Genomic DNA, 22,643 nt, shown 5'->3' with positions numbered 1-22,643 from the left:
CTAACCAAAGATTGAAGGAAAGAGTCATGCAACTCAATCCCGCTGAAATTTCAGAACTGATTAAGAGCCGCATCGAAGGGCTGGCTGCTGGCGCTGATATCCGTAACCAGGGCACGGTCGTTTCCGTGACTGACGGTATCGTGCGCGTGCACGGCTTGTCCGATGTGATGCAGGGCGAAATGCTGGAATTCCCAGCAGGCTCCGATGGCCAGCCGTCTTACGGCCTGGCACTGAACCTCGAGCGCGACTCCGTCGGCGCCGTGATTCTGGGCGAGTACGAGCACATCTCCGAGGGCGACACCGTGAAGTGCACGGGCCGCATTCTGGAAGTGCCCGTCGGCCCCGAACTCATTGGCCGCGTGGTGAACGCCCTGGGTCAGCCCATCGACGGCAAAGGCCCGATCAATGCCAAGATGACGGACGTGATCGAAAAGGTTGCTCCCGGCGTTATCGCGCGTCAATCCGTTGACCAGCCTCTGCAGACGGGTACCAAGGCCATCGACGCCATGGTGCCAATCGGCCGTGGCCAGCGCGAGCTGATCATTGGCGACCGTCAGACCGGCAAGACCGCCGTGGCGATCGACGCCATCATCAACCAGAAGGGCCAGGGCGTCGTTTGCGTTTATGTGGCCATCGGTCAAAAGGCTTCTTCGGTCAAGAACGTGGTGCGTGCTCTCGAGCAGGCCGGTGCGATGGACTACACCATCGTCGTGGCTGCCACCGCTTCCGAATCCGCTGCGATGCAGTACGTGTCGGCCTACTCCGGCTGCACGATGGGCGAATACTTCCGCGACCGCGGTGAAGACGCGCTGATCGTCTATGACGACCTGTCCAAGCAAGCCGTTGCATACCGTCAGGTTTCGCTGCTGCTGCGCCGTCCTCCAGGACGCGAGGCCTTCCCGGCGACGTGTTCTATCTCCACAGCCGTCTGCTCGAGCGCGCCGCTCGCGTGAACGCCGAGTACGTGGAAGCCTTCACCAAGGGCGAAGTCAAGGGCCAGACCGGTTCGCTGACGGCTCTGCCGATCATCGAAACCCAGGCCGGCGACGTGTCTGCCTTCGTTCCGACCAACGTGATTTCGATCACCGACGGTCAGATCTTCTTGGAAACCAGCCTGTTCAACGCCGGCATCCGTCCCGCCATCAACGCCGGTATCTCGGTGTCGCGCGTGGGCTCGTCGGCTCAGACCAAGATCATCAAGGGCCTGTCCGGCGGTATCCGTACCGATCTGGCGCAGTACCGTGAACTGGCTGCGTTCGCGCAGTTCGCTTCCGATCTGGACGAAGCGACCCGCAAGCAGCTCGACCGTGGTGCCCGCGTGACGGAACTGCTCAAGCAACCCCAGTACAGCCCACTGCCCATCAGCCTGATGGCAGCGTCGCTGTTCGCCGCCAACAAGGGCTTCCTGGACGACATCGATGTGAAGAAGGTTCTGCCTTTCGAGCACGGCATGCATCAGTTCCTCAAGACCAGCCACGCTGCTCTGGTGGAACGTCTGGACAAGAACCGTGCGTTCGACAAGGAAGGCAAGGACGAAGCCGAGCTTTCCCAGGCCATCGCTGCGTTCAAGAAGTCGTTCGTTTAATCCGGACGAGGAACATCCATCATGGCAGCAGGTAAGGAAATACGCGGCAAGATCAAATCGGTGGAAAACACCAAGAAGATCACCAAGGCCATGGAAATGGTGGCCGCCGCCAAGATGCGCAAGGCTCAGGATCGCATGCGCGCTGCTCGTCCATACAGTGAGAAGGTGCGCAACATTGCTGCGCATCTGGGTCAGGCCAACCCGGAGTACGTTCATCCCTTCATGAAGGTGAACGACTCCAAGGTGGCCGGCGTCATTGTGGTGACGACTGACAAGGGTCTGTGCGGCGGCATGAACACCAACGTGCTTCGTGCCGTCACCAACAAACTGCGCGATCTGCAGGGTGAGGGTGTGTCCGTGCAGGCCGTGGCCATCGGCAACAAGGGTCTGGGTTTCCTGAACCGTGTGGGTGCCAAGGTGGTCTCTCATGCGACGGGCCTTGGCGATACGCCGCATCTGGAAAAGCTCATCGGCCCCGTCAAGGTGCTGCTTGATGCGTATACGGAAGGCAAGATCAACGCGGTGTACCTCTCGTACACCAAGTTCATCAACACCATGAAGCAGGAATCGGTGGTGGAGCAGCTTCTGCCCCTGTCCTCCGAGAAGATGCAGGCCGAGAAGTCCGAGCATGGCTGGGACTACATCTATGAGCCCGATGCTCAGACCGTGATCGACGAATTGCTCGTTCGCTATGTGGAGTCGCTGATTTATCAGGCGGTGGCCGAAAACATGGCGTCGGAGCAGTCTGCGCGAATGGTGGCCATGAAGGCCGCCACCGACAACGCAGGCAACGTCATCAACGAACTGAAGCTGGTCTACAACAAGACGCGCCAGGCCGCGATCACGAAAGAACTTTCGGAGATCGTCGCGGGTGCCGCGGCAGTTTAAATTTCTGGAGCAAACAAATGGCTCAAGTACAAGGCAAGATTGTTCAATGTATTGGCGCTGTGGTGGACGTCGAGTTCCCACGCGACCAAATGCCCAAGGTGTATGACGCCCTGAAGCTCGAAGGTTCGCCACTGACGCTTGAAGTCCAGCAGCTGCTGGGCGACGGCGTGGTGCGTACCATTGCTCTGGGTTCGTCCGACGGCCTCAAGCGCGGCATCATGGTGTACAACACCGGCCAACCGATCACCGTGCCCGTGGGCAAGGCGACCCTGGGCCGCATCATGGACGTGCTGGGTAACCCGATCGACGAACGCGGTCCCGTGGATCAAAGCCTCACCGCTCCGATCCACCGCAAGGCACCAGCCTACGACGAGCTCTCGCCGTCGCAGGAATTGCTGGAAACCGGCATCAAGGTGATCGACCTGATCTCTCCCTTCGCCAAGGGCGGCAAGGTGGGTCTGTTCGGTGGCGCGGGCGTGGGCAAGACCGTGAACATGATGGAACTCATCAACAACATCGCCAAGGGCCACGGTGGTCTGTCGGTGTTTGCGGGTGTGGGCGAGCGTACCCGTGAGGGCAACGACTTCTATCACGAAATGTCCGACGCAGGCGTGGTGAACCAGGCTTCGCTCAACGACTCCAAGGTGGCCATGGTCTACGGCCAGATGAACGAGCCGCCAGGAAACCGTCTGCGCGTGGCGCTGACCGGCCTGACGATGGCCGAAGCCTTCCGTGACGAAGGCAAGGACGTGCTGTTCTTCGTGGACAACATCTATCGCTACACACTGGCCGGTACCGAAGTGTCCGCGCTGCTGGGCCGCATGCCTTCCGCCGTGGGCTACCAGCCTACGCTGGCCGAAGAAATGGGCCGTCTGCAAGAGCGCATCACCTCGACCAAGGTGGGCTCGATCACGTCGATCCAGGCCGTTTACGTGCCTGCCGATGACTTGACCGATCCGTCGCCAGCGACCACCTTCGCCCACCTGGATTCCACTGTCGTGCTGTCGCGTGACATCGCATCGCTGGGTATTTACCCCGCGGTCGATCCGCTGGACTCCACCAGCCGTCAGCTCGACCCGCAAGTCGTTGGTGAAGAGCACTACTCCGTGGCCCGCCAGGTGCAGGGCACGCTGCAGCGCTACAAGGAACTGCGCGACATCATCGCGATTCTGGGCATGGACGAGCTGGCTCCCGAAGACAAGCTCCTCGTGTCCCGCGCTCGCAAGATCCAGCGTTTCCTGTCGCAGCCGTTCCACGTCGCTGAAGTGTTCACGGGCGCTCCAGGCAAGTACGTGCCTCTGGCTGAAACCATCCGCGGCTTCAAGATGATTGTGGCTGGCGAGTGCGATCACCTGCCAGAGCAGGCGTTCTACATGGTCGGCTCGATCGACGAAGCCTTCGAAAAGGCCAAGAAGGTTGGCTAAACGCTGATGCTCAGGCTGGCCGATGGGTGGATACACGACCCGTCAGCCATCTGCCATCACCGAACAAGCCTCTTTCCATCCCTTTTCCAGGAGCCCAACATGAACACCATCCAAGTCGATGTGGTCAGCGCCGAAGAATCGATCTTCTCCGGCGAGGCACGCTTCGTTGCGCTGCCCGGTGAAGCCGGCGAACTGGGCATTCTGCCCAGGCACACGCCGCTGATCACCCGCATCAAGCCCGGTTCCGTTCGCATCGAACTGCCGAATGGAGACGAGGAATTCGTCTTCGTGGCCGGCGGCATTCTGGAAGTGCAACCCGACCGCGTGACCGTTCTGTCCGACACCGCGATTCGCGGCAAGGATCTGGACGATCAGAAGGCTCAGGAAGCCCGCAATGCCGCCGAGGAAGCGCTCAAGAACGCCAAGAGCGAAGTCGATCTGGCCCGCGCCCAGTCCGAGCTGGCCGTTATGGCCGCACAGATCGCCGCGCTGCGCAAGTTCCGCCAGAAGCGCTGAACCACCCCCCGCCACCGCAATGCGTCATCCTGATGGCGCGCGCAAAAAAAGCCGCTTGAGGAATCAAGCGGCTTTTTGCCTTTGGGGTGCTCGCAGTCTCAACCGTTCAGACCATCAGGTGCGAATCACGATGGGCGTGTCCGGCAGTTCGTTCGCGTGCCGCTGTAAAGCGTCCGGATTGGCGGGATATTGTTCAACCAGTGCGGCCGAAACGTTGGCAATCGCCTCGGTCAGGCCGTCTTCGTAGTGCCCTTCGCGGAATTGCTCTCGCATGCGGGCGATGACGGCGTGCCAGACTTTGGGATCGACGTTGCGTGCGATGCCGCGATCCGCGACGATTTCAATCGCGTGTTCGGCCACCAGCAGGTAGATCAGCACGCCATTGTTGTGCTCGGTATCCCAGACACGCAGCTTGCCGAATTGGGTCACCGCGCGCTCACGGGCACCGGCCGAACGCCAGATATAGGACAGCGGCAGGCCGCCCTCGACGCAGATGCGGATCTGCCCGGTGTGGCGTTGTTCGCTGGCCGTCACGCGCTGCGCGAGGCGCTCGCTCACATCATCGGGCAGCACGCGTGAGAGTGAGCCCTCGGCGAGTCGATGGCGAACCAGCCGCGCCAGACGTGCAAAAAAACCGGTGGAGTGCCGCGTGGCATGCATTGGGGATGAATCCTGCGCGTTGTCGTGGGAGGTGGTGGGGGTGTTGTTTGTCATGTGGCTGCCAGCCTCGATCACCAGTCTCCGGAAGCGCCGCCGCCCCGAAGTCACCGCCACCGCCGGAGCTGAATCCCCCGCCGCCACCGCTGAAGCCGCCGCCCCGCCACCAAAACCACCCCGCCGCCGAAGCCGCCGGGAAAGCCTCCGCCGTGCACGATCGGGCCGCCACCGCCCTTGCCGCTGAACAGCCAGGTGTAGAGCAATGCGAGCACGCCCGCACCGGCTGCCAGACCCATACTCGTGGTGAGCATGAACGCGAGAAAGCCGGTGCCGCCGCCCATCAGCACGCCACCAATCGGGCGGCCAAAAATGCCGCGCACGATGGGACCGGCGACCATCACGGCGAAGAACAGGAAGATCGCCATGTCCTGCCAGTCGAAGCCGGAGGACGATGCTTCATTGCGGCCTTGGGGTTTCGGCGCCTCGGGCAGCGGTAGTTCTTCGCCCGCAATGCGTGCGCCGACCTGATCGACCGCGGCCTTGAGTCCGCCCGCATAGTCGTTCTGGCGGAATTTGGGCGCCATGGCACCATCGATGATGCGGGCCGCTGCGAGATCGGGCACCGCGCCTTCGAGTGCCTTCGAGACTTCGATGCGCATGCGCCGGTCGTTCTTGGACACGAGGATGATGAGCCCGTCGCCCACATCCTTGCGCCCGATCTTCCAGGCGTTGCCGACGCGGTTGGCGTACGAGGCAATGTCCTCGGGTGCCGTGGAGGGCACCATGAGCACGACGACCTGCGAGCCATTCTTCTTCTCGATGCCGTCGAGCTGCGCTTCAAGCGCCTGCGCGGCTGCGGCATCCAGCGTTCCGGTCTGATCGATGACATGGCCGGTGAGCGCCGGCACGGGCAGCAACTGTTGCGCTTGCACGCCCGTGAGTGGCAGGCCCAGCAACAGCGCCGCAAGCCAAGCCTGCAACAAACGCGCGAAAAACGTCGGCATCTGCATCTATTTGATATCTATCTATCCAGTGATCGATGAATCGATCGATCAGGGCTTGCTCGCAGCAGGTGTGTTGGAGAAGTCAACCGTTGGCGGCTTGCTGATCTCGGCCTCGTTCTGCACGGTGAAGTTGGCCTTGGGCTTGTAGCCCATGACCATGGCCGTCAGATTGTTGGGGAAGCTGCGGGCGAGCGTGTTGTATTCCTGGACGGTCTGGATGTAGCGATTGCGGGCCACGGTGATGCGGTTTTCCGTGCCTTCGAGCGTTACGCGCAGGTCGCGGAATGCCTGATTGGCCTTGAGGTCGGGATACCGCTCGGAGACCACCATCAGGCGCGTGAGCGCGCTCGACAATTCGCCCTGTGCCTGCTGGAACTTGTTGAAGGCTTCGGGGTTGTTCACCAGATCGGGCGTGGCCTGGATCGACGTGGCCTTGGAGCGTGCCTCGATCACCTTGGTCAGCGTTTCCTGCTCGAAGTTGGCTTCACCCTTGACGGATGCCACGATGTTGGGCACCAGATCGGCGCGGCGCTGGTATTGGTTCAGCACTTCGCTCCAGGCGGCCTTGCTCTGCTCGTCGAGCTGCTGGAATTGGTTGTAGCCGCAACCAGACAGGGCGAGCGCGCTCGCTACGGTCGCGATGAATGCAAGGAGTCGTTTGATGGTCATGAGCGTATGAGGTAGAAAGAGAAAATGGTTCGGGACACGCTGGCGTCAATTGCCTACTATATTGATTGATTGCCGCCTCCAGCGTCCCGCCTGAGGATGTCGGCGGGCGCAGTGTCACACATTTTCCATAGATTATCCTGCTCGCGTTGTAGGCGTAGGGAGTCTCTGCACGAATGGATCGGCAAGCTGCTGGCGCGGATCGGGCCGCCTGGTCTAGCGTCGATCCGATTCGCGCAGAGAATCCCACGAGACTCGTCGCGCCGCTGAAATAACAGAATTTAACCTTGTGCTACGGGTGAATCATGAAACGAGCAACAACGCGTGCCGCCTTGCTGGCCGGCAGTCCGGATGAGGTCGAGGCGGCTTTCTATGAAGCGCTGCACACCGCCGATCTGGAGCGATTGATGGCCTGCTGGGCCGATGATGACGATGTCTTCTGCGTACACCCCGGCGGTGGCGCGCGGGTGGTCGGTGTTCAGGCGATCCGTGAGCTGTTCGCATCGATGCTCGAGCGCGGCGGCCTCAATGTGCAGCCCGGCGAGGTGGTGCGCATGCAGTCGCACGGCAGCGCGGTGCACAGCGTGATCGAGCATGTCGTCGTCAACCTGCCGGACGGCCCGCGCGAGGCGCTGGTCCACGCCACCAATGTCTATCTGAAGCAGCCACAGGGCTGGCGCATCGTGGCCCACCATGCGAGCGCCGCAGCCGCTGGAGAACGCGGCGCGGCGCCGCCACGCGCGCATGTGCTGCATTGATTTTCCTTGGCGTATCCCGGCGGGACGCAGTGAGATCGCAAAAGAATCCAAGGACCCGTGCACAATGGGTCGATGGATGACATCGTCAAGCAAGCAATGGCCAAGTGGCCCAACGTGCCCGCCTGTCACGGCTGGCTGGCACTCGATGCGCGCGGCAACTGGTATCTGCGCGATACCGGGGCCCAGGCACTCGGCCCCTTTCCCGAATCGCGCGGCAGCCGGATCGAACACGAAAAGCTGATCGATTTCATCGGCCGCAACTACCTTGAGGACGACGACGGCCGCTGGTTCTTCCAGAACGGGCCGCAGCGCGTGTTTGTTGATCTGGAAAACACACCCTGGGTATGGCGGCTGCGCTTTGTCGCCGCCGATGACGGCGGGGCCGGGCCGCAACTGCATATCCACACGCATACCGGGTTGCCGCAGAAGGTCTCGGCGGTTCGTTCGGTGCTGATGGATGAAGAAGGGCGGCTTTATCTGGTCTTGCCTGCCGGGTTGGGGGTGGTGCACTCGCAGGATATGGTGGATGGGGCGGCGGCGTTGGAGGCGGGGGTGCTCGCCGGGGTGGAAGAGGTGTTGTTTGGGGAGTTGCCTGGGCGGTTTGGGTTTGAGCGGGTTGTTTCTTCTTCTTCTTCTTCTGTTCGAATCGGTTGGTTTTGACTTGTTGTGGTGGTTTGTTTGAGGGCTGCTGGCCGGGATTGCGCCCGGCGGCGCAGTACCTTTTTGTCTTGCCAAAAAGGCACCAAAAAGCGCTTTGAATACCTGCGGCAGAACTCGCTTCGTTCCTTCGTCACTTCGCTCGGACAACCGCCGCAAGTCAGCTGGAAAGAGGTGCGTTCGGCACGTCGCTGCGCTCGTGCCGGGGTTGAGTTGCGTGGAGGCGTATGCGCCCGCTATTGCACGAGCGCAGCGACGTGCCGACTCCCGATCCCGGCCCTCTGACCACGCCTGGAGCGAGGCGGTTGTGCGGTGGCTGTTGCGTCAAGTGACGCAACAGCTTCAAGAACTGACTCGCTGTGCTTGTTCGAACGAAGCGCCTTGGCGCGCAGTGAGTTGCACAGCGCACCGCACGACCGTCTCGCCCCAGGTCGCCCCTCGCAATGCGAGGGGTCGTGGGCAGCGGGCTCAACTTTCTTTGATTACTTTCTTTTTTGACAAAAGAAAGTAATTCGCCCGCCGGGGCGAGTCCCGGCCAGCAGCCTCTCAGAGGAAAGCGCACCCAGAGGTTCTCGCACGCCCAAAAGAGAAAACCGGCACAAAGGCCGGTTTTCCATTCTTCAAAAAGAAGAGCAAACGAGAAGACTACTTCGCGTGATCTACCATGTACTGCACCGCAGCGCGAATCTCGTCGTCCGATGCGGTAGACCCACCCCTCGGCGGCATTGCGCCCTTGCCCGTGATCGCCACCTTGACCATGGTGTCGATGCCCGTCGCGACAAACGGAGCCCAGGCATTCTTGTCGCCGAATTTCGGTGCACCGGCCACGCCAGCCGCGTGACAGACGAAGCAAGTCTTGTCGTACAGCGCCTTGCCAGCATCTGCACTCACCGCGGCGGCCGCAGGAGCAGCAACTGCTGCAGCGGCAGGCGCGGAAGCTTCCGGAGCCGCTGGTGCGGTGGCAGCAGGAGCTGCCGGTGCGGATGCGGCAGGAGCTTCAGCCGATGCGGGAGCGGATGCGCCTTCGGCTGGCTTGTCGGGGATCGGGAACTTGCCGCCAGCGGCGTTGGCCATGTAGGCGACACCGCGCGCGATTTCGATGTCGTTGAAGTCGCCGCCGCCTTGCGGTGCCATGGCGCCCTTGCCCTTGAGCGAGGATTGCACCAGCGCTTCGAAGCCCTGTTTCAGGCGCGGAGCCCATGCGGCCGCGTCTTCGAACTTGGGGCACCGGCGGCACCGGTGGCGTGGCAGGCCGCGCACTGCACTTTGTAGACTTCATCGCCAGCGCGCAGCGGGCGATTGGCGTCGCGGATTTCCACGGAGCCGATTTTTTGAATGCGTTCGGCGAGGGCCTTTTCGGGATTGCCGCTGCCCGCCGCAGGTTTGTCCTTGGAGGTGACGAAATAGACGAGGCCGATGATGATGAACACCGGGATCACAAACGCCGCAAGGACGGTTACCAGCAGTTGTTTTGGATTCTTGATGGGCCAGTATGCGCTTCTACTGCGTGGGTGTCGCTCATGGGTTCCTCAGTCTCGGTGTGTATCAAGCTAAAGTTATCCAACGATTATATCGACGCGATTTTCAAAGGCCACCGCGCATTCATCCGGGTTGACGTCTGCGGCGGAATTGGCTTGCGTTGAGTCAATTTACCAACATAAATAAACCAAAAAAAAGGGCACCGAAGTGCCCTGGATCGAATTGGGTTCGATTTTCGACTACTGCGCCGTCGCGTTGGCCCGGTCACCGCGATTCGGGACCGCGTTGGCGGCAGCGCGTTCGTCCTCGGGGCTCCAGCCACCGCCGACCACCTTGTACAGGTTGACCTGATTTTGCATCAGCGCCAGGCGCACCTGCACCACGGCCTGCTCGGCGGTGAACAGGGTTCGCTGGGCGTCGAGCAGGTCCAGATAGCTCGACACGCCGTTGCGGTAGCGCAGGTCGGACAGCTTGAACTGCGCGCTCACGGCGTCCACCTGGGCCTGCTGGGCGGCCAGTTGATCGACGAGCGAGCGGCGGCTCACCAGCGAATCCGAGACTTCACGGAATGCGGTCTGGATCGACTTGTCGTACTGCGCCGCAGCGATTTTCTTCGTGGCCTGCGCGACTTCGAGGTTGGCCTGGTTGCGGCCCGCGTTGAAGATCGGCAGATACAGCGAGGGCCCGATGCTGAAGAACTTTGAACTCGACTGGAACAGGTCCGACAGCTCGGTATTGGCAAAGCCTGCCGATGCGGTGAGCGAGATGTTCGGGAAGAACAGTGCGCGCGCCGCGCCGATGCTGGCGTTGGCAGCAATCATCTGCTGCTCTGCGGCGCGGATGTCCGGGCGGCGCAGCAGCAGGTCGGACGGCAGGCCCGCAGGCACGTCGGCGAGCGGCGGCAGGTCGGTCAGCTTCTTGCCCTTGAGGCTGGCGAGCAGCTCCTGCGGCACCTGCTGGCCGACCAGCAAGGTCAGCGCGTTGATGTCCAGATCGCGCTTGCGGGTCTGCTCGGCGAGCGTGGCGCGGGCCGTCTCGGTCAGGGTCTGCGCCTGACGGAAGTCGAGTTCGGAGGCCGCGCCCGCATCAAAGCGCAGCTTGGCGAGCTTGATCGACTCCTCGCGCGTTTGCAGGGTGCGGCGCGAGATGTCGAGCAGTTCCTCATCGGCCTGCAAATTGAGCCAGGTATTGGCCACCGCAGCGATCAGCGAAATCTGCGTGCCCTTGCGGCCTTCTTCCGTGGCGAGGTATTGCGCAAGCGCCTGTTCCTTCATGCTGCGGATGCGGCCCCAGAAGTCGATCTCCCAGCTCGCAAGGCCCAGCCCCACGGTGTAGGTGTTGACATAGCCGCCCGTGAGCGGGCTGCGGGCACGCGAGGCCGATGCGCTGGCGCCGATCTCGGGGTAGAGCTGCGAGCGCTGGATGTCGTACTGCGCACGTGCCTGCTCGATGTTCAGCACCGCCACCTGCAGGTCGCGGTTGTTCTCGAGCGTCATGCCGATGATCTGTTGCAGGCGCGGGTCCGTGTAGAAGTTCTGCCACGGAATGTCGGCAGCAGGCGCGTTGGTTTCCGCCGTGGCAATCGGGTACTGGCCGGACACTGGCAGCTCGGTCTTGTCCATTCGCGGAATGAACGAGCAGCCGGTGGCCAGCAGCGCCGCAACCAGCAGCGTGGGAGCGAGTTTGTAGTTATTCATGGTGAGATCCTCCATGTGCAGCGACACCGGAATGGCCGCCACCCTGAGGAGCGATATCCTGCTTTTCCTTCTTGCCAAACAGCTTGAAGACCACGACAAAGAACACGGGCACGAGGAACACCGCCAACGGCGTGCCGATGATCATGCCCCAGAACACGCCGGTGCCGATGGCCTTCTGGCTGGCCGCGCTCGCGCCCGAGGCGATGTAGAGCGGCACCACGCCCAGAATGAAGGCGAGCGAGGTCATCAGAATCGGTCGGAAACGCAGATGGGCCGCTTCGAGCGCGGCGTCATACGCGCTCATGCCTTCGGCGTGCAGATCCTTGGCGAATTCCACGATCAGAATCGCGTTCTTCGCCGACAGACCGATCACCGTGATCAGCGCCACCTGGAAGTAAATGTCGTTGGGCATTCCGCGCAACAGCATGCCGAGCAGCGCACCGAGCACGCCCAGTGGCACCACCAGCATCACCGACAGCGGGATCGACCAGCTCTCGTACAGCGCCGCGAGACACAGGAACACCGCGAGGATCGAGAACGCGTACAGGTACATGGCCGAGGAGCCAGCCTTGCGTTCGTCCAGCGACTGGCCGGTCCACTCGAAGCCGAAGCCCTCGGGTAGGTCGGCGGCGAGCTTTTGCATCTCTTCCATCGCCTGGCCGCTGGTATAGGGCGGCTTGGCACTGCCGGTGATGGCCATGGCCGGGTAGCCGTTGTAGCGCGTCACCTGCATCGGGCCGGAGATCCACTTGGCGTTGACCATCGTGGACAACTCGACCAGCTTGCCTTCGGCGTTGGGCACCGTCAGGCGCATCACGTCTTCGGGTTGCATGCGGCGACCGGCGTCGGCCTGGATGGTCACGCGCTGCATGTAGCCCTTGTTCGGGAAGTCGGTCGAGTTCGACGAGCCGAGCGCGGTTGCCAGCGTCGATGCGAGATCGCCCATGCTCACGCGTTGTGCAGCCACGGCGTCGCGATTGATGTCGACCTGCCACTGCGGCGCATCGTCCACACCGTCAAAGCGCACGCCGGCCAGCATGGCACTTTGATTGGCCTTGGCGATCAGCTCGTTGCGCGCGGCCACCAAAGCCGCGTGGCCCTTGTTGCCGCGATCCTGCAGGCGGAACGTGAAACCATCGCTGTTGCCGAGTTCGGGAATCGACGGCGGCACAAGCGTATAGATGAAGCCATCACGAATGGCCATCATCGCGCCCATGGTCTTGCCAGCATAGGAGTTGGCATCATGGCCCGGCCCGGTGCGCTCTGACCAGTCCTTGAGCATCGTGAATGCAAGACCCACGTTCTGCCCCGAACCGGCGAAGCTGAAGCCCAGAATCGACACGATGTGCGCGGTTTCAGGCTGCTTGAGCACGAAGTCTTCCAGCTCGGCCATGGTCTTGCTGGTGCGCTCCTGCGTCGCGCCCGGCGGCAGTTGCACCAGCGAGATCACATAGCCCTGGTCTTCCACGGGCAGGAACGAGGTCGGCATGCGCATGAACAGGAACACCACACCGGCGACCACCAGCGCGAACACGATCATCGACTGGAGCGAGCGCTTGACCACACCGGTGACCGCGCGGTTGTACTGCTTGGCACCCTTGTCGAAGTTGCGGTTGAACCAGTTGAAGAACGGGCCGAGCAGGCCGGTCTTCTTGTCGTGGGCATGGCCCTTGGCAATCGGCTTGAGCATGGTCGCGCACAGCGCGGGAGTCAGCGTGAGCGCGAAGAAGCCCGAGAAGAAGATCGAGATCGCCATCACCAGCGAGAACTGGCGGTAGATGTTGCCGGTTGCGCCGCTGAACAACGCCAGCGGAATGAACACGGTCACCAGAATCACGGTGATACCGACGACCGCGCCCTGGATCTGGCCCATGGCCTTGATCGTCGCTTCCTTGGGCGGAATGCCTTCCTCGGACATGATCCGTTCGACGTTCTCCACCACCACGATGGCATCGTCCACGACGATACCGATCACCAGCACCATGGCGAACATCGCCAGAATGTTGATGGTCAGACCGATCAGCAGCATCACCGCAAACGTGCCGAGCAGCGCGATCGGCACCACGATGGTCGGGATCAGCGTGTAGCGGATGTTCTGCAGGAAGAGCAGCATCACGATGAACACCAGCACGATGGCTTCCAGCAGCGTGTGCACCACCTTCTCGATGGAAATCTTCACGAACTTCGAGGTGTCGTATGGCGCAGACCACTCCACACCGGCAGGCAGGAAGGGCGCGAGTTCGGCCATCTTCTGGTTGACGAACTTGGCGGTCGCCATCGCGTTGGCCGTCGATGTGAGCTGAACCGCCAATGCCACGGCAGGCTTGCCGTCCAGGCGCGAATTGAACGCATAGGTTTCGACGCCCAGTTCGACACGGGCCACGTCCTTGATGCGAACGGTGGAGCCGTCGGCATTGGAGCGCAACACCACGTTGCCGAATTGCTCGGGAGTCGTGAGCTGGCCGGGCACCACGATGGTGGCGCTCATGGTCGTGCCGGGAATCGAGGGCGCATCACCGAGCGAGCCGCCGGAAATCTGCTGGTTCTGCGCTGCGATGGCCTGATTCACCGAAGCGATCGACAGGCCATAGCCCTGCAATTTGGCGGGATCGACCCAGATGCGCATCGCGCGACCAGCGGCAAAAAGCTGTGCCTTGCCGACGCCTTCCAGGCGCTGGATTTCTGGCAGCACGTTGCGGTTCACGTAGTCCGCAATATCGTCACGCGACGTGGAGCCGTCGGTCGACTGGAACGTCAGAATCATCAGGAAGTTGCTCATCGCCTTGTCCACGCGCACGCCCAGCGCCTGCACGACGGACGGCAGGCGCGGCAGCGCACGGGCCAGACGGTTTTGCACGTCCACCTGCGCAAGCTCGGGGTTGGTGCCCGGCTGGAAGGTGATGGTCAGCGTTCCCTGGCCACCTGCGGGGCCTTGGTCTCCATGTACATGAGACCTTCGGCGCCGTTGATTTCACGTTCGATGAGCTGCAGCACCGAATCGGTCATCGCCTCGGAGGTCGCGCCCGGATAGGTCGCGGTCACGGTGATGGTCGGCGGCGCCACGGACGGGAACTGTGCCACCGGCAACTGTGTGATCGACACAATACCGAAGAGCACCACAAAGATGGCAATCACCCATGCAAAGATGGGTCTGTGGATGAAAAAATTCGACATGTGAGGTCGTTCCGATTACTTGGCGGGCGAGGCCGCGGCTGCGGGCGCCGAGGCGGCCGATGCAGGAGCCTGAGCGCCGCTTGCGGACTGTTGCGGCTGTTGGGCTTGCTTCGGCTGCGAGGTGCCGGTCCATGGCACTGGAGTCACCTTCTTGGCACCCATGCCGACCTTCACCAGCCCATCGACCATCACCTTTTCGCCGGGCTTGAGACCCGAGGTCACAACCCAGTTCGTACCCTGCGACTGGCCGATCTGCACCGGACGCGGGCTCACCGAGCCGTCGTCGGCCACGACCATCACGAAGTTGCCCTTCTCGTTGCGCGTGACCGACTGCTGTGGAAGCACCACCGCATTGTCGATCTGAGCCTGCTCCAGCCGCACGCGCACGTACATGCCCGGCAGCAACATGCCGTCGGCATTCGGGATCTCGGCACGCACCTGCACCTGACCCGTGGTCTCGTCCACGGTCAGGTCGGTGAACAGCAGTCGGCCTTCCTGCGGCATCTTGCGCCCATCGTCCGTGTAGACCGACACGCGCGCGCCGGCCTGGCCATCGCTGGACACCTTGCCCTGCGCCAGTGCCTCACGCATGCGCAGAATCTCGGAAGACGACTGCGTGATGTTCACGTACATCGGATTGATCTGCTGGATGACGGCGAGCTTGGTCGCATCACCCTGGCCGACCAGCGCACCCTCGGTGACCAGCGCACGACCGATGCGCCCGGAAATCGGCGCGGTCACGCTCGCATAGCCCAGGCTCACGTTGGCGTTGGTCACGGCAGCCTTGCCTGCGGCAACCTGCGCCGCAGCAGCTTTTTCGGAGGCCACGGCCACGTCGTATTCCTGCTTGCTGATGGCATTGGCCTCGACCAGCGGCTTGTAGCGGCGCGAGGTGGAGGCTGCCTGCGCGAGGTTGGCTTCCGCCTGCGCCAGCGTCGCCTGCGCGCTCTGCAAGTTGGCGCGATACGGCGTGCTGTCGATCTGGAACAGCGCCTGACCGGCCTTCACATCCGAGCCTTCCTTGAACAGACGCTTTTGCACGATACCGGCCGCACGGGCGCGGACTTCGGCAATGCGGGACGGCTCCAGACGGCCCGGCAGGTCGGAGACGATGGGCACGTTTTGCACCGCGACCGTGACTACACCCACTTCCGGAGGCTTTTGTTGACCTTGCGCAGCTTGCTGCTGATCCGCTTTTTTGTCGCCGCAGGCAGTGAGACCCAGCGTGGCGATCAAGGTGACCACCAGCGCGGCAGCTTTGGAGCGACGAAAAATAAGCGACGAGCGGCCTTCAGCCGCCTGATTTGCTTCATACACGGGATGCATGAAAGTCCTTCCGGTAAACATTTTTATTAAGGATATCAATCAGTTCTTGTGCGCGTGTGTAGGCGCGGCTGAAAACAGACACAACTCGCCCATATCCGACGAATTTGATCCGCAATTATACATACATCCATAAATGTATAATAAGAGCGGAAGAGCACTTTGCTTTCACTCACACCGGCTCCCACGTCCGGCAGGTATTGGACAGAGATCACAAGGGTCCATATAGATGGCTAGGCGAACCAAGGCAGAAGCAGACGAAACCCGCACCAGACTTCTGGATGCGGCCGAAGAGGTTTTCTTCGAAAAGGGCGTTTCCCGCACCTCACTCGGCGACATCGCGCAACGCGCCGGTGCCACGCGTGGTGCGGTGTACTGGCATTTCAAGGACAAGGTGGACCTCTTCAGTTCCATGCTCAACCGCGTCTGCATGCCATTTGATGAACTCTGCGACGACCTGTACGGTGACATGCCGCCGCTCGTGCGCATCCGCGAATCGATCCGCAACGTCTTTGAAAACGTCACCCTCGACGAACGCCGACGCAAAATCTTCGACACCGCGATGTTCAAGATGGAATACGTCGGCGAACTCGAAGACATGCGCGAGCGCCACATCGACGCCGCCAGGGTATCGCGCGCCAAGTTCACCCAGGACTTGGCCGCAGCCGCCGAACAACTGAACGTGACTCTCCCATGCCCGCTCCCATCGCGGCGCAAGGCTTGCATGCGTTATTCGTCGGGCTCATACACGGCTGGGTCCTGAGTGGAGGAAGTTCCCCCCTGGTGCAAACCGGCAGTATGTCAGTGGATGTCTATTTAGCGGGTTTGGGATTTCAAAAGTACCTCGCAGAATGAAGCCTCTGTCGGCTTGGAAAGAAACATGCGCCGACCCGTGCGATAATCTCCGGTCCGTCGGATAGCGCATCTGTCGTGGTCAACACGCCAACAGCGCTTTTCCGCCGCGTCTTTCTTTTTCTTCTTCTGCCGATGTCTGCCCCAAAAGCATGCACAGGCCAGACACAGCAAGCGGCTGTAGCTCAGTGGATAGAGTATTGGCCTCCGAAGCCAAGGGTCGTGGGTTCGATCCCCGCCAGCCGCACCAACGAGTCATCTTAGGTTGTCTCCAATCACCTCGAAACCCGCATGCTTTCTGGCATTGCGGGTTTTTGTTGTCTCGGGTGGTGTTAGGTAGTCTATGGACATACCAACACTTTCTTGGTGTTTTTGTTGGTATCTCGTGTACCAACAGCCCTAGATACCAACAATGCCCTAAACGACACTGCCATTCGACAAGCCAAACACTCGGGCAAGCCCGCAGGCGACAAGCACAGCGATGGTGGTGGCCTGTACCTTCACATCAAGGCCGCAGGCAAGTATTGGCGGATGGCTTATCGCTTCGGGGGCAAGCAAAAGACGCTGTCCCTTGGTGTTTATCCCACAGTCACGCTGGCACAAGCGAGAAAGCGTCGGGACGAAGCAAGGTCTCTGCTTGCTGATGGATTTGACCCAGGTGTCGTCAAGCATGCGGCAAAGGTTGCCCGCGCTGTGGCTGGTGAAAGCACGTTCGAATCTGTGGCGCGGGAATACCATGGCATCAAAAAGTCTGGCTGGAGCGAAAAGTACGCCGCCAAGTGGCTGCGTGGGCTTGAAAGAGACATCTTCCCGTATGTCGGTCGGTTTCAGTTACCTGACATCACTGCGCCGATGATGTTGAGCGCGCTTCGGAAGGTGGAGCAGCGGGGCAATCGCGATGCTGCCCATACCCTGAACCAGAATTCAGGACAGGTATTTCGCTACGGCATTCAAACGGGACGTTGTGAACGAAACCCGATGCCTGACCTGCGCGGCGCGTTGGAACCGGTCGTCGTGAAACACATGCCTGCCGTTTTGGAACCGTTGAAGGTTGGAGAGCTACTGCGGGCTTTCGACACCTACAGTGGGCAGCCCATCACCAAGGCGGCGTTGCAACTGTCGGCACTTCTATTCCAGCGCCCAGCCAACATTCGTAAGATGGAATGGTCTTGGATCGACCTTGACGCTGGAATGCTGACCATTCCTTCAGCGTCCATGAAGCGCACTGTCGCCCAGAAATTGAATGGCAGACCGCACTTTGTTCCGCTCGCCCCACAGGCGCTGGAAATACTACGTGAAATTCAACCGCTGACGGGGCATAGAACATTTGTCTTTCCATCCACGCGGGGAGAAGGTCGCCCCATGTCCGACATGACGATCAACGCCGCGCTTCGCCGTCTTGGTTATTCAGGTGAAGAAATGACGGCCCATGGTTTCCGTGCGATGGCGCGAACATTGATCATTGAACGGTTGCCAGGAATTCATACCGACGTTATTGAAGCCCAGCTAGCGCATGGCAAGTCTGGCCCGCTAGGTGCCGCGTATGACCGGGCCGAGTTCATGGATCAACGCCTAACAATGATGCGGACATGGGCGGACTACTTGGACAAATTGAAGGCTGGCGCTGATGTGATTCCATTCAAGTCAGTCGGCCAGCGTTGATGAAGTTGGATGGCAATCCTATGAGTCAGCACCCGCACACGCAGTTTCCGTTTACGGGCGCAATCTATCAACGCGCAAGCCATGTTCTGAATGGCTGCAATCTCAATCAATGGCAAGCCAGCACGAACACACTGCGAACAGAAATGGACGCGCTGAAGGCCAGCCTGCATACCAAAGAGTTGGAAGAGTTCAGCGGTGAATTCGCGCGTCGTCTGATTCAGGATGGGGGCTGGGAACTTCAATTCTTTCCTGACTACATGTGCGACGAAAACGGTACATGGAACTTCACCGTCGACGATGCGGCGGCGCTACTGGGAAACTGGCCCGATCCGACGCGGTTGCCCGATGGATACCCTGATCAGCAGTTTTCAGACATCGAAATCTTGGAAGCAATTCTTCATCAACGGCGCCGGAGTCCACAGGACAGCCAACCGACAGACGCCCAGTGCTACGCCCTGATTGCGCTGGAAAAGGTGTTCATGGTTGATGTCTTATTTTCCGAAGGGAGCAAGAATGGACGATCCACAGATCAATCCATGTTTCAAGCGTCCATGCTTGTCACCGAGGCCATGGAAATGGTCTGCATCGCCGAGCGAGAGCAGGTGCTGGCGCGACTCCCGAACGCCACAACAGATCGGATACGCAAGATTGAAGCGGAAATCCTGAAGGACGCAAGACGCGTCATGGCGAAATCCGCTGCGAAAGCCAGATGGATCAATGATCCGAAAGCCATCGCGAAGCAACAAGTTAAAGAATGCTGGGAGATGTGGCAGGCCGCGCCGCAGAACTATAAAAGTGCTACGGCCTTCGCCCGCGACATGCTCTCCAAGTACGAAGACTTGGAAAATCCAGATGTCATTCGGCGTTGGTGCCGCGAATGGCAAGATGAGTCTGCCAGCAACATCATGACCCCGCCTGCAGCGTCATGACGATGCCAGCATGGTGCCAGTTCGAATTCAGGAATTGCATGCTGAAATTGCTTCATACCGCCCAACACGAGTTATGGCGGACTTCAATATGGAGCTCATCAATGCATCAAATTAATTCATCCATTCGCCCCAAAGCCGCCGCCGAATTCTTGGGTATCGGGGTCAGCACGCTGTGGCGGTGGTCAAAGGATAGAAATGACTTTCCCAAGGCACGAAAACTCGGCCCACGCTGCACAGTCTTCAATACCATCGAACTACAGAACTGGCGTGATGCTGCACCGCTGGTTCATCAGGCCAAACATCCGCACTAGACGCCGGGTAAGTCAAATAATTTTGACTGTTAGGCCATGTGTCAGGAGAAGTTACGGTAGGCTTCTCTTGGATAGTCGAGCCGAGGGCGATACCGCTCATTGGCTACAAGGTATGGCGATGTAATCAACAACTTCAGGGGAGAGTAGATGATGTCGAAGATGAAAGCCAAGTCACTAAAAAAGCCCTCGTCGGAAAGCTGGTGCGTTGACGTGTACGAACATGACAGGGGCTGGGGTCAACGTTTGGAAGACCATTTCAAGTTCCCCAGCGAAGCGGAAGCCGCAAAGTACGCGTCGGAGGCCAATTTCAGATTCCGTGAACAAGGTGACGATGAGTGTTTTGCACTGGCACATCCGCCCTATATTCAAAAGAATTTTTGAAAAATTTCAGAGTAATTTTTCTATTTTTGAGGTGAGGGGAAAATGATCGATAAAAGGTATTTTAGGTATTTCTCGTGCGGAGTTCTGCTTGCTATTTCTTCTGCTGCATTTGCTCAGTTTGAGCGAATTGATGGCATGACTGAGCAAGGCGAAATCATGAGATTTTGTGCTGGATTCAAAAATAGAACAGATAGCCAAGCTTGCCTAGCCACTGGGCAGAAACGACTTGATGAACTTTACAAGCAGAGAATTTCCGAGAATGAAAGACGTAAGCGAGGAGGGCCAGGAGAGGAGTGCATAAGATCGACCTCCGATTACTGCAAGGCCCAAAAAGAAGCAGAACGGGAAGCCAGAGAGAATCAAATAGCTACCGCTGCACAAGAACGCAAAAGACTGGCGGAGGAGCAGCAGCAAAAACTACAGGTGCAACGAGCAGCAGAGCAAGAACGAAAGGCCGCTTTGGATGCATGTAAAAAATCGCGCGAAGCAAGGCTTTATGAACTTGCGAATGCAATTCTTATGAGTCGCATGGCTATTGAAATGTCGGAAAGCGATATCGAAAGAGAAAAGTCTATTGGAAAAAAGACCGGGGTCATGAATCAGAAAGCTTTATATGATGCTGGGCGATTGATCGAGGATTCGAAAAATTTGATTAAGATGTCAATGCCTGAATATCAGTCTCTCGGAGGGCGTGAGCGTGATTTGAAGTCCATAGCGTCAAAGAATCCCTGTGCTGCCTAATCCATCAAAATGATGGATGGGTCAAAACGTCCAAGGGCAATCGCTTGTTCTAATGATACATGGGCAAGTATCTTTGTAAGAGATCGAAGAGTAGTAATATCTATCCTTGAATGAATGCTTTAACAATAAATAGGGACTGCGCTATGACGGCGACACAACTTAAGAAAATAGCAATTGATAAATTCAGAGCACTGAAGAATGTTGAAATTGAGTTTGGGGACTATGTTACTATTATTTGCGGGAAGAACGGAACCTCTAAATCATCCATCCTCGGGATCGCGGCGCAAATTTTTAGCTTTGAAAAGGACTATGTCACCGGCGGAAGCCTGCGTGAATTCAAGCAAATTAGCGGCAAGAGCTTCAAGTCTCAATACAAAGAGCACATTAGAATATCTGAGAAATTCGATGTACCAGGATCGCTTTCGGCTAGTATTTTTATTCATGAAGGGTATACCAACCAAATTGCAACAGCCAATTTGGAGCTGATGACTAGAACTGATGATGTTAGCAAAAATATATTGCCTCGACCTGTAGTTAGAAAAAATAGCGCAGCAACAGGGAATACAAGCCGAAATTTTACTCATCCTGTAATTTTTTTGAGCTTGAAGCGCTTGTACCCAATTGCTGATCGTGATTACAAGGAAATTGATTTTGAGTATTTAAAAGCGCATGAGCAGGAGTTTATTGCGCTGACTAACGAATTGCTCAATAGAAACTCTACGCAAGCTACTGGGACGCATGGAACAATCACCTCCGCCGTAGCCCATGGAGATAACTATAACCATGAGTCGGTTTCTGCAGGTGAAGACAATGCGGGTCAGATAATAATGGCACTGCTTTCATTTAAGAAGCTGAAGGCAGAGTATGCTGATTACAAAGGCGGCATGCTACTAATTGATGAAGTCGATGCGGGATTGTTTCCAACCGCTCAGATTAACTTGCTTAAGATTTTTGAGCGTGAATGTAGAAATCTGAAACTGCAGGTGGTGATGACATCTCACTCCCCAGTCATGATTGAATATGCCCATGAACAGAGTCAGCATGAGCGCAGCAAAAAGTTCAAGACCGTTTATCTGAGCAACACATTTGGTGATGTTCAGGTAATGCAGGATTGGTCTTGGGCGAAGATTAGTGCCGACATTCACACGAGAACAGTCGGCACAGGATCAACTGCACAATTGCCAGCTGTGAATGTCTACTTTGAAGATAGAGAAGCAGAGAATTTCTTTGATGCATTGATAAGTAGACAGCCGATAAAAAAATTCACTATTTCCATGTCGGAGGTGACTCTTGGATGTACTAATTTTGTTCATCTAATTGATAAAAAAGTGCCAGAATTCATGGATAAAAGTGTAATTTGTCTTGACTCAGACGCTAGATCAAAAATAAAAGGCGAAAAGTACAAAACAATCGTTCTCTTGCCTGGCAATTTTCCGCCTGATCAGTTGATTTTTCAGCATCTTTACAATCTTCCTGCAGATGATGGGTTTTGGGAAAATGAGCTACAATTCACTCGTGATGTCTTCACAAATGTAGCGCGAGAAACAATTAGCATGATGAATATTATTGGTGCGACCGTTGATCTCAATGAGCGGATTAAGGCATATAGGGGCTCAGAGAAGCCGCGTAGTATTTTTAAGCGCTTTTACCAAGACCAAGAAATGCAGAAGATACTTAATTGTGGGAATAAATCCTACGGTGCTTGGAAGCATTGGGTCGGAAGGAATCCAGTGTTGACCAATCAGTTTCTCGATCAGTTCAAGGGCGCAATATACGGTGTGATGAAAAATGGTTATGCAGTGGATGAAGCAAAACTCAGCGCCTTGACAGTCAATTTGAAGAAGGTTCCAAATGTTCTCAAATAGGCTTTACAGCCCGCTTCGCTACCCTGGTGGTAAAGCGCCTTTTGCACCATTCATTGCTAGGGTGATGGAGGCTA

General features: G+C 58.4%; 16 protein-coding genes, 1 tRNA gene and 4 pseudogenes. 14 read left to right on the top strand and 7 right to left on the bottom strand.

Annotated elements, in window-relative coordinates; all coding sequences use genetic code 11:
• Positions 1-26 precede the first annotated feature (26 nt).
• From atpA to H9K75_RS11550, 4 genes and pseudogenes are all read left to right on the top strand, one after another.
• Positions 27-1,585, top strand: a pseudogene (atpA, locus tag H9K75_RS11565) (F0F1 ATP synthase subunit alpha).
• 21 nt (positions 1,586-1,606) lie between these two features.
• Positions 1,607-2,473, top strand: coding sequence for a F0F1 ATP synthase subunit gamma (gene atpG, locus H9K75_RS11560; protein WP_187722795.1), 867 nt, complete (start codon positions 1,607-1,609; stop codon positions 2,471-2,473).
• A gap of 17 nt (positions 2,474-2,490) precedes the next feature.
• Positions 2,491-3,897, top strand: coding sequence for a F0F1 ATP synthase subunit beta (atpD, locus tag H9K75_RS11555; RefSeq protein WP_187722794.1), 1,407 nt, complete (start codon positions 2,491-2,493; stop codon positions 3,895-3,897).
• 99 nt (positions 3,898-3,996) lie between these two features.
• Positions 3,997-4,413, top strand: a complete 417-nt coding sequence (locus H9K75_RS11550; protein WP_187722793.1) for a F0F1 ATP synthase subunit epsilon — start codon at positions 3,997-3,999, stop codon at positions 4,411-4,413.
• A 114-nt stretch (positions 4,414-4,527) separates the two neighbouring features.
• Here H9K75_RS11550 and H9K75_RS11545 read toward each other — a convergent pair whose 3' ends face one another.
• The 3 genes and pseudogenes from H9K75_RS11545 to H9K75_RS11535 all read right to left on the bottom strand — a co-directional run bounded on the left by H9K75_RS11545 (position 4,528) and on the right by H9K75_RS11535 (position 6,737).
• Positions 4,528-5,073 (bottom strand): TPM domain-containing protein, encoded by a 546-nt coding sequence (locus H9K75_RS11545; protein WP_187726010.1) that lies wholly within the window; start codon positions 5,071-5,073, stop codon positions 4,528-4,530.
• 71 nt (positions 5,074-5,144) lie between these two features.
• A pseudogene (locus H9K75_RS11540) lies at positions 5,145-6,074 on the bottom strand (TPM domain-containing protein).
• A 48-nt stretch (positions 6,075-6,122) separates the two neighbouring features.
• Positions 6,123-6,737: a LemA family protein gene (locus tag H9K75_RS11535; protein WP_187726009.1), complete on the bottom strand. Its 615-nt coding sequence runs from the start codon at positions 6,735-6,737 to the stop codon at positions 6,123-6,125.
• A 308-nt stretch (positions 6,738-7,045) separates the two neighbouring features.
• On the opposite strand from H9K75_RS11535, the gene H9K75_RS11530 reads away from it, so the two are divergent.
• Together H9K75_RS11530 and H9K75_RS11525 are read left to right on the top strand one after the other, a co-directional pair.
• Positions 7,046-7,498 (top strand): YybH family protein, encoded by a 453-nt coding sequence (locus tag H9K75_RS11530; protein WP_187725843.1) that lies wholly within the window; start codon positions 7,046-7,048, stop codon positions 7,496-7,498.
• Between the two features lie 72 nt (positions 7,499-7,570).
• Positions 7,571-8,158, top strand: coding sequence for a DUF2946 family protein (locus H9K75_RS11525; protein WP_187725842.1), 588 nt, complete (start codon positions 7,571-7,573; stop codon positions 8,156-8,158).
• Positions 8,159-8,800: 642 nt separating this feature from the next.
• On the opposite strand, the pseudogene H9K75_RS11520 reads toward H9K75_RS11525, so the two are convergent.
• The 4 genes and pseudogenes from H9K75_RS11520 to H9K75_RS11505 form a co-directional block, all read right to left on the bottom strand.
• Positions 8,801-9,677: pseudogene (locus H9K75_RS11520) on the bottom strand (c-type cytochrome).
• 196 nt (positions 9,678-9,873) lie between these two features.
• Entirely contained in the window at positions 9,874-11,331 is a 1,458-nt protein-coding gene (locus H9K75_RS11515; protein ID WP_187725841.1) for an efflux transporter outer membrane subunit, read from the bottom strand.
• A pseudogene (locus H9K75_RS11510) lies at positions 11,324-14,505 on the bottom strand (efflux RND transporter permease subunit). The gene H9K75_RS11515 and the pseudogene H9K75_RS11510 overlap by 8 nt, the downstream one beginning before the upstream one ends.
• A gap of 15 nt (positions 14,506-14,520) precedes the next feature.
• Positions 14,521-15,831 carry an efflux RND transporter periplasmic adaptor subunit gene (locus tag H9K75_RS11505; RefSeq protein WP_187725840.1) on the bottom strand — a complete coding sequence of 437 codons (1,311 nt, stop codon included), beginning with the start codon at positions 15,829-15,831 and terminating at the stop codon, positions 14,521-14,523.
• Positions 15,832-16,057: 226 nt separating this feature from the next.
• On the opposite strand from H9K75_RS11505, the gene H9K75_RS25160 reads away from it, so the two are divergent.
• The 8 genes from H9K75_RS25160 to H9K75_RS11465 all read left to right on the top strand — a co-directional run bounded on the left by H9K75_RS25160 (position 16,058) and on the right by H9K75_RS11465 (position 22,569).
• Positions 16,058-16,591: a TetR family transcriptional regulator gene (locus tag H9K75_RS25160; protein ID WP_187725839.1), complete on the top strand. Its 534-nt coding sequence runs from the start codon at positions 16,058-16,060 to the stop codon at positions 16,589-16,591.
• A 263-nt stretch (positions 16,592-16,854) separates the two neighbouring features.
• Positions 16,855-16,930: transfer RNA gene (locus H9K75_RS11495), tRNA-Arg, on the top strand.
• Positions 16,931-17,046: 116 nt separating this feature from the next.
• Positions 17,047-18,342, top strand: coding sequence for a tyrosine-type recombinase/integrase (locus H9K75_RS11490; protein ID WP_226858662.1), 1,296 nt, complete (start codon positions 17,047-17,049; stop codon positions 18,340-18,342).
• Positions 18,343-18,362: 20 nt separating this feature from the next.
• The gene (locus H9K75_RS11485) at positions 18,363-19,271 is read left to right on the top strand and encodes a hypothetical protein (protein ID WP_187725838.1); all 909 of its coding nucleotides are present in this window, start codon (positions 18,363-18,365) and stop codon (positions 19,269-19,271) included.
• A gap of 101 nt (positions 19,272-19,372) precedes the next feature.
• The gene (locus tag H9K75_RS11480) at positions 19,373-19,582 is read left to right on the top strand and encodes a helix-turn-helix transcriptional regulator (protein WP_187725837.1); all 210 of its coding nucleotides are present in this window, start codon (positions 19,373-19,375) and stop codon (positions 19,580-19,582) included.
• A 150-nt stretch (positions 19,583-19,732) separates the two neighbouring features.
• Positions 19,733-19,963 carry a hypothetical protein gene (locus tag H9K75_RS11475; RefSeq protein WP_187725836.1) on the top strand — a complete coding sequence of 77 codons (231 nt, stop codon included), beginning with the start codon at positions 19,733-19,735 and terminating at the stop codon, positions 19,961-19,963.
• A gap of 42 nt (positions 19,964-20,005) precedes the next feature.
• On the top strand, positions 20,006-20,704 hold the full coding sequence (locus tag H9K75_RS11470; protein ID WP_187725835.1) for a hypothetical protein: 699 nt from the start codon (positions 20,006-20,008) through the stop codon (positions 20,702-20,704).
• Positions 20,705-20,847: 143 nt separating this feature from the next.
• A complete protein-coding gene (locus H9K75_RS11465; RefSeq protein ID WP_187725834.1) occupies positions 20,848-22,569 on the top strand; it encodes an AAA family ATPase in 1,722 nt (573 codons plus the stop codon).
• Positions 22,570-22,643 lie beyond the last annotated feature (74 nt).

It is taken from the genome of Diaphorobacter aerolatus (assembly GCF_014489535.1).
In the GTDB taxonomy this organism is placed as follows: domain Bacteria; phylum Pseudomonadota; class Gammaproteobacteria; order Burkholderiales; family Burkholderiaceae_C; genus Diaphorobacter_A; species Diaphorobacter_A aerolatus.
The sequence above is the reverse complement of the archived record's forward strand: the minus strand, read 5'-3'. Positions and strand labels throughout refer to the sequence as shown.

What these genes read in the sequence shown, in the direction of transcription:
- atpG (WP_187722795.1), top strand. Translation starts at nt 1,607, where the DNA reads ATGGCAGCAGGTAAGGAAATACGCGGCAAGATCAAATCGGTGGAAAAC.
- atpD (WP_187722794.1), top strand. Translation starts at nt 2,491, where the DNA reads ATGGCTCAAGTACAAGGCAAGATTGTTCAATGTATTGGCGCTGTGGTG.
- H9K75_RS11550 (WP_187722793.1), top strand. Translation starts at nt 3,997, where the DNA reads ATGAACACCATCCAAGTCGATGTGGTCAGCGCCGAAGAATCGATCTTC.
- H9K75_RS11545 (WP_187726010.1), bottom strand. Translation starts at nt 5,073, where the DNA reads ATGCATGCCACGCGGCACTCCACCGGTTTTTTTGCACGTCTGGCGCGG.
- H9K75_RS11530 (WP_187725843.1), top strand. Translation starts at nt 7,046, where the DNA reads ATGAAACGAGCAACAACGCGTGCCGCCTTGCTGGCCGGCAGTCCGGAT.
- H9K75_RS11525 (WP_187725842.1), top strand. Translation starts at nt 7,571, where the DNA reads ATGGATGACATCGTCAAGCAAGCAATGGCCAAGTGGCCCAACGTGCCC.
- H9K75_RS11515 (WP_187725841.1), bottom strand. Translation starts at nt 11,331, where the DNA reads ATGAATAACTACAAACTCGCTCCCACGCTGCTGGTTGCGGCGCTGCTG.
- H9K75_RS11505 (WP_187725840.1), bottom strand. Translation starts at nt 15,831, where the DNA reads ATGCATCCCGTGTATGAAGCAAATCAGGCGGCTGAAGGCCGCTCGTCG.
- H9K75_RS25160 (WP_187725839.1), top strand. Translation starts at nt 16,058, where the DNA reads ATGGCTAGGCGAACCAAGGCAGAAGCAGACGAAACCCGCACCAGACTT.
- H9K75_RS11485 (WP_187725838.1), top strand. Translation starts at nt 18,363, where the DNA reads ATGAGTCAGCACCCGCACACGCAGTTTCCGTTTACGGGCGCAATCTAT.
- H9K75_RS11480 (WP_187725837.1), top strand. Translation starts at nt 19,373, where the DNA reads ATGCATCAAATTAATTCATCCATTCGCCCCAAAGCCGCCGCCGAATTC.
- H9K75_RS11475 (WP_187725836.1), top strand. Translation starts at nt 19,733, where the DNA reads ATGTCGAAGATGAAAGCCAAGTCACTAAAAAAGCCCTCGTCGGAAAGC.
- H9K75_RS11470 (WP_187725835.1), top strand. Translation starts at nt 20,006, where the DNA reads ATGATCGATAAAAGGTATTTTAGGTATTTCTCGTGCGGAGTTCTGCTT.
- H9K75_RS11465 (WP_187725834.1), top strand. Translation starts at nt 20,848, where the DNA reads ATGACGGCGACACAACTTAAGAAAATAGCAATTGATAAATTCAGAGCA.